Raw genomic sequence first — 13,374 nt, 5'->3', positions numbered from 1 at the left:
GGTTACTCTTTTAAGTGCCGCATTTCCGTCACGTCCAACGTGCCAAAATGCCTGTGAATCATGGTGATGAACACGCTGGCAATAATAATCCACACTGAAATGTCGAAGAGGACGCCAATTTGCAATGCGGGTGACTGCTCCAAACCGGCAAAAAGTGCAAAGGCAACGATGCAGTTCTCCAGCGAGAGGATGCCAACAATTTGTGAAAGCGCACCCTTCCGATTCACAATGAGGAAGAGAGAGATGAACAGCGCAGCCAGGGACAAGGACAAGTACTGCTGATTGGCAGGGATGTGGTTGATGAGTGGGCCAAAAACCTGGGAATGCGCAATGGCTGTCAGAACGGTTACCATGACAAGTGTCAACGGTAGGTTCACGTACGTGCTGACTGAAAATTTTAGCTCGTGCTTCCGAATGAGACGCAGGAAGAAACTTGGTGCAAGAATGACTTTCACAATAAGTAGAAGGGCGGCAATAATGAGAATGGAAATATCCCTGGTAGCCGCAAACGTATGCACGAGCAGCAGAACGACAGTGAGAGATTGTAGGCCGTAGAGGATGGCTGTGCCAGAGTTTTTCTTCACGATGTGCAGCATCACAATCGTGAGGAAGAATATCGTCAGGAGGATTTGCTCAGGGGTAGTGTCCATACTATTTTAGAAAAGCGATAGCCACACTGTTCAAAATGAAAGAAACCATGAGTAGATCAGGGAGGCGGAAGAAACGAAATTTCGCAATGCTCGACTCCAGTACTGCAATTGCTGTGTAGAGTATGAGCATCTTGACCGCAAAAACCAAAATACTCACAAGCATTTCGGCGAACCCAAAGCTATGTGCGATGCCCCAAGGAAAGAATATGTTTGCGCCCAGCGAGAGGAAGATGAGAAGCTTGTTTGCTGAGGCCCACTCCATGAGCGCCAGCCGCTTTCCAGAGTGTTCCAGAATCATGGCTTCGTGAATCATGGTGAGTTCCAGGTGTGTGGCTGGATTGTCAAATGGAAACCGGGCAGTTTCCGCCAGCAGCACAATGAAGAAGCCGACAAATGCCATGGCCACAGGCACGTACGAGCTGGTAGTGGAGATGAGTGAGGCGCTCGACATGGCAAAAAGGTCGGTGGTACCGCTCCGCAAAGCTATGGTGAGGAGCGAAAAAATAAGCCCACCTTCGGCCAACGCGGATACGGTCATTTCGCGGCTGGCGCCAAAACCGCCGAACGGCCCACCGGTATCCATCCCCGCCAAGGCCAAGAAAAATGTCCCAATGGCTAGGGTGTAGATGACAACCAGTACGTCGCTCGTCAATGTGCTGCCGGGAATGGCCGTGAGGAATGGGATGCTCGCGCTCACCACCAGGGTAACCGCGAAGAGGATGAACGGCGCGTAACGAAAAATCCACGACGCGTCAGTGCTGATAATTTCATCTTTGTGAAAAAGCTTCCACAAATCCCGATACGGCTGCAGGACACTTGCCCCTTGACGGTTCTGCAACCTTGCTTTCAGCTTCCTCACCAAGCCAACACCCAACGGCGAGAGTGCAGGAATGAGGATGGCCTGGAGTATGGAGAAAAAAATGGTCACGGTTATCGAATCACGACGAGAGCGGCGAGCAGCGCAATGAAGATGTACAGGAGGTAGACGTTGATATTCCCACCTTGGACATGCTTCGTCCGTTCGGAAAGAGTAGTCACTAATGTGTGAATTGGGTTGTAGATGTACGTATGGTAGAGATCGCTCACCCCAAGCGTCACCGTTCTGGATTTCGGCAAGTAGCGACTCTGGTCATCACGGTACTCAATGTCGTGCTGGATGCTGGGCCGGAGCACTCGCTGAAAGATGGTAACAATAGAATGCGAAAAACCGGTAGCAGTAACCTCCATGCGCGGGCTCAAATCTGTCCCGCAATCCCACGTGGCGCCAAGGTGCACTTTCTGCTTGCGGTTCACCAGGTACTTTACCCCGAGCACGACGATGACCAGTGCAATGAGGAGGTAGACGAAGAGCGCAAGTGGAGACACGAAGGCAAAATGCCCAGCCGACAAATTTTGGTGAGTATTTATGGAAATGAAGGAGGTCGAGGAATGAAACACCTGCAGGTCACGACCAACACCATTGAGGAATGAAGTTAGACGTCCGGAGAATACGCCGAACACCAGGGCGAATACTGCGAGGGCAGCCATACCGACACGCAGGGAGAGGGAAGATTCTTTCGTGTGCGTCACTGCAATACTCCTCGGCCGGGCCAGGAAGGTTGCACCAAAGGCTTTTACAAAACATGCTAATGCTAACCCACCGGTGAATGCCAGAGAACCAGCGGCAAGAATGAAAATCCACTTTGCGTAAAAATCTAACGCCGCAATCCCCTGAAAAAGTGCTTGGAAGGTCAGCCATTCGCTGAAGAAACCATTGAAGGGCGGCAAAGCGGAAATAGCCATTGCGCCAACCAAAAAGAACAACGCTGTCTGTGGCATATATTTCATCAGCCCACCATACTCTTCCATATTGCGCGTATGTGTCTGGTTGATGACTGATCCAGCGCTGAGGAAGAGTAAGGACTTGAATGTTGCATGATTGAGCGTATGGAAGAGCGCCGCAACCAGGCCGATGAGCGCCAGGGGCTGCATGCCCAGAGCGGTGAATGTGAGGGCGCTCCCCACGCCCAGGAGGATGATGCCAATATTCTCGATACTAGAGTACGCCAACAAACGTTTAATATCGTGCTCGGTCAATGCGTAGAGCACGCCCAGCAATGTCGAAACAAGTCCGATCACCACGACGGTCAGCCCCCACCATGCCGGGACAGGCTGGAGAATGTCCAGGAAAAGCCTGATCATCATGAAGATGCCGGTCTTTATCATCACGCCAGACATCAAGGCGGAGACGTGTGAAGGTGCCGCGGGGTGAGCGCTCGGCAGCCAAATGTGGAATGGAATGATGCCAGCCTTCGTGCCAAAGCCTACCATTGCCAGAATGAAAATAGCATTCTTCATAGATGCCGGGATGAGCACGGCGCCAGCCTTTATAGCCGCAAAGTCAAACGACCCAGTGTGGGTATAGAGCAAGAGGAATGCGATGATAATGAAGGCCGTCCCCACATGCGTCATGACCAGGTAGAGGAACCCGGCTTTCACGTTCTGTGCATCCTTACGGTCGTACACCACCAAGAAGTACGAAGCAAGGGACATGAGTTCCCAGGCGACGAGAAAAAAAATCCCGTTTGACGCGGAAACGACCAGGAGCATGCCTGCGATGAACAGGTTGTAGAAAAAACCTAGGGCGCCAATGCTGTACTGCTTGTAGTAGTGCTTCACGTAGCCTATGCCATAGGTAGAGGAGAACAGCGCGATGAGCGAAATGACCGCAAGGAAGAAAGCGGAAAGCTTGTCGATGTGCACGGAGAAGGTGAACAAAGGGAAAGGAGAAAGCTGCACTGCCGCAGCAATGTCATTTCCGCCCACGAGTACCGCAATGGCGAAAAGCACGCCCCACACCGAACCAGCGATTGCGAAAAGACTACCCCACACATTCGCTCGGTGGTCATGCCGATGAAGGAGCAAAGCACCGATAGCCCCAACGGTGAAGAGGAGGAGGAGCGCGACGAAACCCAGTGGTGTAGCAATGTTAGCTAGCATAGTGCTCAGGTGCGTGTGGGTTTTCTTTCGAGTCCTTCCAAAATTTTGAGAAGGTGGTAAATAATAACCTTTGGCGTAGGTGGATCACCCGGAATCTGGTAGTGCACGGGGATGACATTCCCAACGCCATCATGCGTCGCATATGACCCTTTGAAAATCCCACCGTTGATTGCATCATCGCCAACGGCCACCACAATTTTTGGCTCTGGCGTGGCTGCGTACGCTCGCCGCAATGCTTCAGCCATGTTCCGGGTTACGGGGCCAGTCACCAAAAGCATATCCGCATGCTTCGGCGACGCCACAAAGTGGATACCGAAACGCTCTACATCGTAGAAAGCATTCCCAAGGGCGACGAGTTCTTGCTCGCACGCATTGTCTGAACCAGCGTCCACCTGCCGAATAGCCAAAGAACCACGGAAGAGGCGTTTCACCTGCTCCTGTAACCGCTCACCGACCGCCAGAATGGCCGCCTGCTCACGGTCAAAATCCTGGACGGGGATGACAGTCTTCGGCGTGCTAAATATCTTCAAAAAAAGTGTGAACATAGACGTACATCAACCCAGATTGAATGATGCCTGCAAAAAAATGCAAGCGGATAGCAAAACTGATAAACGTAGTTACGATGGCCGAAATGATGCCCGGGACGCATCAAGTGTAGGGAACACACAGCTACCTGTCAATATTGAAATGTAGAAAAGGACTGGCACAATGACCAGTCCAAACAAAAGATCAACTACTGCAAATACGGCCGCAGAAGCTCACGTCGACTACCCTTGACTATATAGGTACGGCGTTTCTTCTTCTCCTCCCTTTGCTCAAAGGGAGTCCAGTCGATTCGAATGAAAACCATTGTTGCTTTGGGAGAAATTCCCGTCCGCGTAATAAAGTCATCTTTCCCTTCAAGAATGCACTGCGTACAAGAAGCAATACCTCGCATTTCCTCAAGCATTGCTTTGCACACAAGATGCGTTTCAAAACCAAACAGTCCATACTCATTCCCATAGCGTTTGCCGGCCTGACGTGCACCGTCAAGGCTGTTGAAAAGCGCTTGCCCCTCAATCTGATACTTCGGATGGTGAGGTGACATCATAACCGCTCCCCCGTTCAATGCGGGAGCATGCACCCGACGAGTGAACGAAGTGAGATGGTTAAACATGTCATGACTGTGGTCACCATCTGGGCATACGGGCACTGCAATACCCCGCCCTACCAGCTCATGCATTCGCTTTTGGTTGATCGGGACGAAAAGTCCTTTTTCCTTCAGCTCCCACGCAATGCGGATATTCTCATAAATGAATTCCATTTCCTGCTGTGAGAGAAACTCCTTCTTGAGCATCGAACCTCCATATTGACCATGTATAATGTACAATTCCATTTCCGAAGAAGTCAGCGTACACGTTTTTCCCAAGAAGTCAACCCCCACTGTTTATTGACCCACTTCGCATCCCATTCTACACTCCCCTTGCTTGCGTCTTGATTGAGTAGGCGCTGAGCTCGCTCTTTGAAAGCCGATGCAGTAATAGACCACGTTTCGGCTAACACTCAATCATCTACGGACGGTAGTTCCCAGAAACTACCGTCTTTTTCTTGACGCTTTTCCCCTGCTCCCTGTACCCTTCTTCTGCCTGCATTACGTCGGGTAGTGTCATCGGCTAGCTCTTTGAAAGCTGCAGGACAAACAATGGGTTCTGCGGTCCCAAAAAAGCCCGACACAACGGCGGCATGGTCTCCCAACCCTGCCGTCATTTTTTTTTCTTGACGGGTACTACGTACAAGAGTAAGCTCAGCTGAAACGCAAAAACCAGAAAGGAGACCTTTCCAAATGTCAGAACTACAAGTCTTGGACGAACGACAGCTGCTTGGCAAAACACAGCATGAACTTCGGATGGTTGCCAACACTGTGGGAAGAATGCTGCCATCCGTTGCATCGCTTACTCCTGAGCAATTGGCGGACATTGTCCTCACCTACGCCGACACCATTCGACCAACGTTCATTCCCCTGCTGAGTCTCACCTGGCTCCGCGTGCAAAGCCCTGAAGCTATACATGCGTGTCGCAGCAACTTGGAGTGTGAAGTGGGTGAAGACCACCCGGCAATGCTTGACCGCTTCGTTACTCCGCTATGGGAAGAGCGGATAGACCACTCCCGGCGAATGCAGGCAAAGCAGCGAGCTGGCGTGCTCCTCAGCTATGCGGAAAAAAGTGCGCTCTACGGCGTTTCTGTGCTCGCACTTTTGGAACACACATCAGCAGCATTCATGCCCTGGCTTGCGGATGCGGGACGCAAACTGCAACTGACAGACTTCACCTACACTCAAATGCATGGAGAAGCGGATATTGCCCATGCCAAAGACTTGACCCAAGCCGTGGTGAGTGAAGCCTTACTGCTCAATGTAACCCAAGACATTCTGGTGAAACCTACCCAGGATGTACTGCACCTTTGCAGAGCCATGTTCTGTGTCGAACAGTACTAGCCTCCATCAGCAGCTCGTCTATACCGAGCTGCTTTTTCTTACCCAAGATGTGTAGTAATAACAAAAGCCGCGCCAGTTGAGTACTGGCTTTGCTCAGCCCGAATGCGCCAACCGTGCGCTTCCACAATTTCCTTCACTATTGCCAGCCCCAAACCAAGCCCACCAGTTTCCCGGCTGCGGCTTTTCTCCATGCGGAAGAAACGTTCAAAAATATTTTGCCGGTGCTCAGCGGGAATCCCCACACCGTCATCTTCAACCACCAATTGGTTGGGAGTATGCCGAATGGCAAGGGTTTTCCCCTGGCTATACCGCAATGCATTCGCAACCAAATTGTTCAGCACATGCTCCAGCAATTTGGGGTCAGCCTGCAGGGTGGCACCGGCCGCAATGTCCACATGGACTGCCATGCGTGCAGTGCGTATCGTCTGCTCGTGCGTATTGAGCACGGCGTCCACCACTTGTCGGAGGTCAACCATCTGCCGCTGCAAAGACACTGCCCGGCTGCGCAAACGCGTGTACTCTTGCAAGCCATCCACCATGCTGTGCAGCCGGTCTAGCTGCGTGCGCAACTTCCCTATGCGCACAACGTCCAAAGGAACCACTTGGTCACTTATGGCTTCCAGCTGCGCCATGAGACTGGTGATGGGCGTTGCCAATTCATGCGACACGTCGGAGATCATGGTTTTTCGTAATTCATCGGTCCGGCGCAATTCATCGGTCAATGCGTTGAACTCTGTGACCAAGGCATCCACTTCCGCAGCAGGAGCTGGTGCAAGCTTGTGGTTGTAGTCACTGGCTCGCAACTTCTGCATGCCCTCCCCCACTTTCCGCAACGGCCGGGTGATCATGGAAGCGACCAGTGCACCAATAGCCACTGATCCCAAAACACCAAGCCCGCCAATGAACAGGAGTGAATTGCGGAAACGTGCGCGGAACTCCTGGCGCGGCTCGGCAATGCGGTTTGACCACGGCATCTGCGGATCATCAAACGGGGTGATGATGCCAAAGCGGCCATTCCAGGTGGTCACCACATCGGTAAACGCTCGTTCACCGCGCCGCTCCACGAAGAAGTACAAACTCCCAAACAGCACAATGAAGAGCAGGGCAACGCTCACCCCAACGCGGAATGCTATGGATCGAATGAAGATTTGGAATGTCATACAGCTGCTTTGTAACCGACGCCCACGACAGTGAGAATGTGCTTGGGCTGCTCTTGGTCTGCCTCAATGCGGCGACGCAAACTTTTGATATGCGCGTCAATCACCCGCTCATCGGTCTCCCCTACGCTGTCCCCATTCCGGCTGGCTTCCAACAACTCGGTGCGGGAAAAAATCCGGCCCGGGCTTGTAAACAGAGCCCGCGCAATGCGGTACTGCGTGGCCGTAAGCCCAATGGTTTCGTCGCCGCGGCGCAAAGCCATTTGCTCGTCATCACAGGTAATGCTCCCCTGCCCGCGGCTGCGGCTGCCCGGCTGGCTAGCCCGACGGAGCAAAGCTTGGACGTGCGCCACCAACACTTTGGGTGAGTACGGCTTCTTGATGTAGTCATCCGCACCTACGGACAAGCCAGTAAGTTCCTGGCCTTCTTCCACCCGTGCCGTGGCCATGAGGATTGGGACGTTGGATGTCTCACGGATCTTCTTGCACACTTCCACGCCGTCCAAATTCGGCAGGTTCAAATCTAAAATAATGAGATCAAATCCCTGCTTGGCTTTCAGTAGAGCCACGGGTCCGCTCCCGGCTTCGTCCACCTGAAAACCCGCGCGCTCCAAGTAGCGTTTCACCACTTCGCGGATACTCTCTTCATCTTCCACCAGGAGAATTTTCATGTGGGTTATTCGCTCTTCATGGCTTGCACTGGCGAGACATTGGACGCACGGACAGCTGGGATGATTGCCACGATAATCGTGGTGACGAACAGCAACCCGGTGAGTAAGCCAAACCGTGCCCAATCAACCGCGGCAAAGGAGTTGGCACTGGATTGCTGCACCACGGTGAACGTCTGCTGCACGGTCTCACCAACGAACCTATCAAACCAGAGTTGCACGGCTTTGGCAAGCCCAAGCGTCACCCCAATACCCAGCAACGCCCCGGCGACATACGCCAACCCAGTGTAGAGCACGGCTTGGGAAAGGAACAGCTGTTTGATGCTAGCCTTGGTTGCGCCCAGGGCGCGGAACACCCCAATCTCCTTCCGGCTCTCGGCCACGAACTTTCCCATGGTGAAAATGATCACTAGCGCGGTAATGAGAATGAAACCAAGGAGCACGCAGGTCACGGTTCGGGACAGGGTATTTTGGAGTGACGTGTACACTTCCAAGTCGTTCACATCAGTGTACGCATACCCAGCGTTGTTCAAGGCCTTCACCACCTCAGCCCGTTTTTCTGCACTGGCAATTTGCACCAGCATGGTGTCCGAAGCAACTGTGGCCTTGGTGAAAACGTCCGCATCCGTCACCACACCTTTGACCGTCCCACCGCTTCCGCTGAACCTGCGAGCAAAAGCATCAGCGTCTCCGGTCTCACGTTCGGTGCTTATGACCAAACCAGGCACCGCGTAACTCGCTGTGGTTTCCTGCGCACCATTCCGAAGCTGGCCAAAAGCCACGCGGATGCCACCGCCCATGAGCCCGCCTTGGCCACCCCCGAGTTCCACTCCGTCGTAGGTCATGCCCGTGAAGGTAGAGTTCAGCTTGTCTGTTGGGAGAGCGGTTTTCGTCCGAGCGCTCAGCTGCTTTTGGATAAGATCGTGCATCAACGCATTCACGAAGTTCGTGGGCACGTACGACGCGCCCCTGCCTTCCACTTCTACCACCCCTACAACTTTGAAGGTATACGTCAGGGGCTTTGCTAGTGCATCGTAGTTCCAGTACGTGCTCAGCGCGGATTTTCGGTCTGCTTCTTTGGTTTTCAACTCAGCGTCCGTGAGCTTTGTAAACTTCAAACCCGAATCAGTGAACTCTTGCGTGTAGTCTTGAATGGTTTCCAAGGTGCCAAACTGGACGGTAAATTCCTTGCCCATGAGCTCGTCCTTGGTCAGCTCCACGGCTTCAAACTTGATTGGCGATGAAGCCAAGGCTTGCTCCGGCCCCCGACCCTGCCCAGGCCGACCCAGCTCCAACGTCACCTCCGTCTTCCCGCCCCAATCTGTGTACTGGTGGATGAGACTGCTGGTGGTGAGGACAATAGGAATGGGTTGCCCCGCTGTATAGGAAAAGTCTTGATTGGTGTAGAGCTTCGCCACCTCTGTCCCCACGCTTTTTAGCTGACCCAGGGTAAGGGTTTTTCCGTTCTGCAAATCACTGGTCGTTGCTTGGCCAGCAGGCACATCCACCGCAAGTTCGGCTGCGGATACATTTGGGATAGCCGAAACTTTGTCCACGTCACTCGCCGTGTACTCTTCTCCAAAACCACCAATGAACTGTGCCTGCCCGCCCCCCGCGCCTGACGTGGTTCTCTGCTGCACTGCGGGGCTCAGCTGAATGAGACGCGCTGCTTCTTTTGCAGTCCCCAGGATACGCTGTTCAGCCGCGTGCAACAAATTCGTGGCTTGGCTGGTGACAGTTACGCCCACGACCATGAGCATTGCCACAGGCAAGATGAGAAACAAGGCTTTGCCTTTGTACGTCCGAAGTTTCTTGAAGTTTAGGGAAACAATGGTTGACCAGATCATAGATTTAGAATTTTACCAGCGCTCCCTTGTCCAAGCGGATCACCCGGCTGAATCGCTGCTTGATAGATTCATCGTGCGTAATAATAACCACGCTCACCCCGGAGCGCGCAATTTCGTCAAAGGCATCCAAAACCGAGAGTGCATTCTGCTTGTCCAAATTCCCGGTTGGCTCGTCTGCCAAAATTACCTGCGGATTGTTCACCAATGCGCGAGCAATCGCCACCCGCTGCATTTCACCCCCGCTCATCATCTTGGGTTTGTGGTTGGCCCGGTCTTCCAGGTGCACTTTCTGCAGCATCACTTTGGCCTGCCGCATGGCTTCTCCGCTGTGCACCCCGCCCAGTTGCAACGGCAGTGCCACGTTCTCCTGCGCAGTCAGGTAATCATGTAAATGAAAAAACTGGAAGACAAACCCAATGGTCTTGTTCCGGAAGGTGGATAGACTGTCGTCCGAGAGTTCAGCTAACTGCTGCCCACCCACGGTAATCTCCCCGCTGGTTGGCGTATCCAACCCACCTACCAGCTGCAGCAGGGTGGACTTCCCACTGCCGGATGAACCCACAATCGCTACACTCTCCCCTTCTGCTACCTTCAAGCTTATGTTATCTAACGCCTTAATCTGTCGATCCCCGTCCTGGTACACTTTGGAAACCTGGTGCACCTGTATGATGTCAGCCATGCGTGTCAAAATGAATTGCGAATACCCTAAGCGTACGCCTTCACTGTGAAGGGGGTGTGAAAAAAATTTGCAGTACGAAAAAACCCGTGCAGCAGGAGGCTACACGGGTTTGCTTGTCTACTTAGACGGAAAGGTGCTTATGAAGTACGGCATGGATTTTCGGACACATCTCCTTAAGCCCAAAAACCGCTGACCACTGAACTAAAATCTGATAAGGAGTGATAGTAATGGACTTCACTCCCTGGATTTTGAAGAGTTCCTTCACCAATGGTGTTTGCTTGTCCAGCTGCGTGGAGGGCGCTGAAAATGAAAGAATTGCCAATGTTGTCACCGGCTCGCTCACCTCAAAGAACCGACCGTCAGTTACTGTTGGGGAAGCCCAGAATCTCTCAGTGATGCGTAAATTCGAATCCCAGCCAAATGGCCGGTCTTCAGATATGCCGCTCAGCTTTGTAAACCAGAAACCGAGCTTACTTAGACGCTCAGCGCCTAACGACTTGAGCAACACGAGCTTTGCCCAATTCCTGATTGTTAATATGACTCTACCAGGCAACGCTGCGAAGCGTTGGCGATTAAATAGGTTTGAAAGGAACATGAAAGACTCCGTGCCATGCGCTGTTGGTGTTGGCTGTCTTTTGACGCATGGCGGCGGTCCGGGCAAGACAGATAATCCCAGACGCCTATTTTTCTCTAACCCCAGATACTACAGCAAAACCGGCTTTTTGTCAAGGGTAGTCATCTCTACTTCAGACCCGTGCAAACAAAAAAAGCCGAGGAACGTACGTTCCTCGGTATGTTGGCCCGAACTACTTGCAAAAAATCTTGATGCAATCTGGGAGCTTAAGACGGCCGACGAAAAGGAGCTCATGCTCGATACCATTTGCCTCACAGTCTTTGGCCAGTTTCTCGATCGCCTTAGAACGATCTGGGAACGTTGCATCCTCCTTAGGCACATCGATTCTGATAAAGATCGCTCCATTTTCAATTGAAATGCGCCCTGGCACTTCAACCTTTTCTCCCTGTTCTGTTTCGTGGGCAATCAAGATTTGGGTTAATGCCATACATCCTCCTAGGTTTTTAAGTTTCTTTTTGACTACTTCTTGTTGTAATGAAGAAACCTACCACTGCCAATGTAGTATGTCAAGTCCGCACGTTGGTGTATAAAAGAACCGCCCTAGGTGGACGGTTCATGGTGACTGAGTAAAGTACTTACAGATTTTCGAAATTGGCACGCTCATCATTCAGCCGGAAGTCATAGCGTTTGCCATCGAGCTGACCATTCAGCAGATGGTCAAGCAGGTTCAAAGCTTTCATGAGCATCTCTGCTCGGTTCGCACTACTAGACTCGACGGTGAGGTCGGCAAGGAAACGAGCGCCTTCTGGAGCAAGCCCCAGCGTACAGCGCCAGGGTCGGCCCTCTCCGTTCTGGAAAACTTCTTCCAGAGTGAAGGTTTCCCCTAAGCTCTCATCGCTAAGCACAATCTGCGTCTCTTGGCCATTCTGCGTTTCAATTAGCTCCCACCCGTCGAATGTTCGATCCAGGAATTCATCCAAGCAGAAAAGCGCTTTTTCTAAAACGGCAACTTTCTTCTCCGAACTTGATGACAGACTGGAACTCTGGCTCATTTCAACTAATTTTTCAAGGCGCTGGTACGAGCGTTCCGAAAAATCAAACGTCAGCAGTAATTTATTCACGTTTTCCTCCTACGCTTTTTTTGTCTTTCCGTCCATCCTAGCTCACGCTTTACCCAGTGTCAATTATTCATCCAGCAAAGTATGTCTTTGCTTGCTCAAGTAGTTGTCCCCGATCCCCTACTTCAAAAAGTGGGTAAGGATACTTTTTTGCTTGCTCCCGAAACCAAGCGTTGTGCAATTCCACCCACTCTAACTCTTTCTCTTTCACCCAGTCACTGTAGGTGTTGGCATCGTCCCAAATCCCCCGGGTAAAGATTGTCTGCCGCACTCTCAATAAATCCGTATCAATAAGGACAACCATACGGATAGCAGCTCCAAACTCCTTCCACACAAGTTCTGGCAAGATAGAGACACCTTCCAGAATTCCAAACGTCCCGGTTTGCATAACTCTTTTGAGTTCTGGCCAGTACTCCTTCGCCTGAGCAACTTCAACCGCAATGAGATCACGTGGTGTTCGATTTTCCCAAAATTCTTCCGCCGTAGTTTTGTACGTCGAAAACATCCACGGGTACTTATGGCGTTCATTTTCCTTGGCCGTCTTGAAGGCGTCGCTCAAATCATCGACGTGCCCAACTTCACAACCACGTTCAGTGGCAAGGGCTTTTGCCAGCGTCGATTTCCCAGCGCAGGGTGCACCCCCGATGAGTATCGGGAGTGTGGTTACCCCGGCCGCAGGGTACCGGCTGAGTTTTGTAGGAAAATTCACTGCTGCAACTGCACAGTTAACTCCCGACGTACTTCATGGCCGCGTTCATCTTGGAGCACTACTTGTACTGTATCGCTACCAGATGCCGGCATTTCCATAGGTGCCGTGTACTTGAAAGGATGGACAAATTCATTTTGTGTTACTACTGCTGAACCAACGAAGCCACGCATCCTGGCACGCAAAATTTGTTCTTATCACTGCATTCATTGGGTCCAATTGTGCCGTACTGTGCCTGAATATCAAAAGTTGTTACTGGTGATGTGGGACTAACGCCTTGTAAAAAACTACACGTTGTTTCACCTAAGCCCAAAGTTGTCGATATTTCTTGATTATTCCCAAAACCAAAAATTGTTACATCTATGCTATTGCGCAGGTTGAAAGGAAAAACATCCTTCCAATACATTACCCCCAGCAATGCGGCAATACAAACAACTCCAAGAATACTGAGGAATAGTAAGCGGAGCAGATGTCTCTTTTTTGGTAAAGATTGGACAGGTTGAAGATCATCCATAGAAAACTA

15 protein-coding genes are annotated in these 13,374 nt (G+C 51.8%); 1 reads left to right on the top strand and 14 read right to left on the bottom strand.

The annotated features are described in order from the left end of the window. Window positions 1–2: 2 nt before the first annotated feature. The 5 genes from WCV85_01815 to WCV85_01795 all read right to left on the bottom strand — a co-directional run bounded on the left by WCV85_01815 (window position 3) and on the right by WCV85_01795 (window position 4,965). Window positions 3–650, bottom strand: a complete 648-nt coding sequence (locus WCV85_01815) for a hypothetical protein (protein ID MFA6473589.1) — start codon at window positions 648–650, stop codon at window positions 3–5. 1 nt (window position 651) lies between these two features. After that, on the bottom strand, window positions 652–1,578 hold the full coding sequence (locus WCV85_01810) for an NADH-quinone oxidoreductase subunit H (GenBank protein MFA6473588.1): 927 nt from the start codon (window positions 1,576–1,578) through the stop codon (window positions 652–654). 2 nt (window positions 1,579–1,580) lie between these two features. Beyond that, window positions 1,581–3,629 (bottom strand): hydrogenase 4 subunit B, encoded by a 2,049-nt coding sequence (hyfB, locus tag WCV85_01805; GenBank protein ID MFA6473587.1) that lies wholly within the window; start codon window positions 3,627–3,629, stop codon window positions 1,581–1,583. A 5-nt stretch (window positions 3,630–3,634) separates the two neighbouring features. After that, a complete protein-coding gene (locus WCV85_01800) occupies window positions 3,635–4,174 on the bottom strand; it encodes an NADH-quinone oxidoreductase subunit B family protein (protein MFA6473586.1) in 540 nt (179 codons plus the stop codon). Window positions 4,175–4,362: 188 nt separating this feature from the next. After that, window positions 4,363–4,965 (bottom strand): hypothetical protein, encoded by a 603-nt coding sequence (locus tag WCV85_01795; protein MFA6473585.1) that lies wholly within the window; start codon window positions 4,963–4,965, stop codon window positions 4,363–4,365. Window positions 4,966–5,451: 486 nt separating this feature from the next. Between WCV85_01795 and WCV85_01790 the strand changes: the two genes are divergently transcribed. Beyond that, window positions 5,452–6,102, top strand: a complete 651-nt coding sequence (locus WCV85_01790; GenBank protein MFA6473584.1) for a hypothetical protein — start codon at window positions 5,452–5,454, stop codon at window positions 6,100–6,102. Window positions 6,103–6,140: 38 nt separating this feature from the next. On the opposite strand, the gene WCV85_01785 is transcribed toward WCV85_01790, so the two are convergent. From WCV85_01785 to WCV85_01745, 9 genes are all read right to left on the bottom strand, one after another. Beyond that, entirely contained in the window at window positions 6,141–7,262 is a 1,122-nt protein-coding gene (locus tag WCV85_01785) for a HAMP domain-containing sensor histidine kinase (protein ID MFA6473583.1), read from the bottom strand. Beyond that, window positions 7,259–7,930, bottom strand: a complete 672-nt coding sequence (locus WCV85_01780) for a response regulator transcription factor (protein MFA6473582.1) — start codon at window positions 7,928–7,930, stop codon at window positions 7,259–7,261. Before WCV85_01780 ends, WCV85_01785 begins: the two co-directional genes overlap by 4 nt. A gap of 5 nt (window positions 7,931–7,935) precedes the next feature. Then, window positions 7,936–9,774: an FtsX-like permease family protein gene (locus tag WCV85_01775; GenBank protein ID MFA6473581.1), complete on the bottom strand. Its 1,839-nt coding sequence runs from the start codon at window positions 9,772–9,774 to the stop codon at window positions 7,936–7,938. Window positions 9,775–9,778: 4 nt separating this feature from the next. Beyond that, window positions 9,779–10,453 carry an ABC transporter ATP-binding protein gene (locus tag WCV85_01770; GenBank protein MFA6473580.1) on the bottom strand — a complete coding sequence of 225 codons (675 nt, stop codon included), beginning with the start codon at window positions 10,451–10,453 and terminating at the stop codon, window positions 9,779–9,781. A gap of 121 nt (window positions 10,454–10,574) precedes the next feature. Further along, window positions 10,575–11,048, bottom strand: a complete 474-nt coding sequence (locus WCV85_01765) for a hypothetical protein (GenBank protein MFA6473579.1) — start codon at window positions 11,046–11,048, stop codon at window positions 10,575–10,577. A 211-nt stretch (window positions 11,049–11,259) separates the two neighbouring features. Next, the gene (locus WCV85_01760) at window positions 11,260–11,514 is read right to left on the bottom strand and encodes a hypothetical protein (protein MFA6473578.1); all 255 of its coding nucleotides are present in this window, start codon (window positions 11,512–11,514) and stop codon (window positions 11,260–11,262) included. A gap of 148 nt (window positions 11,515–11,662) precedes the next feature. Next, complete coding sequence (locus WCV85_01755; GenBank protein ID MFA6473577.1) at window positions 11,663–12,148, bottom strand: hypothetical protein; 486 nt, start codon at window positions 12,146–12,148, stop codon at window positions 11,663–11,665. 67 nt (window positions 12,149–12,215) lie between these two features. After that, window positions 12,216–12,854 (bottom strand): hypothetical protein, encoded by a 639-nt coding sequence (locus WCV85_01750; protein MFA6473576.1) that lies wholly within the window; start codon window positions 12,852–12,854, stop codon window positions 12,216–12,218. Window positions 12,855–12,996: 142 nt separating this feature from the next. Next, entirely contained in the window at window positions 12,997–13,365 is a 369-nt protein-coding gene (locus WCV85_01745; GenBank protein MFA6473575.1) for a hypothetical protein, read from the bottom strand. Window positions 13,366–13,374: the final 9 nt, after the last annotated feature.

Source organism: Patescibacteria group bacterium (assembly GCA_041665345.1).
In the GTDB taxonomy this organism is placed as follows: Bacteria; Patescibacteriota; Patescibacteriia; order PEXW01; family PEXW01; genus JBAYJA01.
The sequence above is the reverse complement of the archived record's forward strand: the minus strand, read 5'-3'. Positions and strand labels throughout refer to the sequence as shown.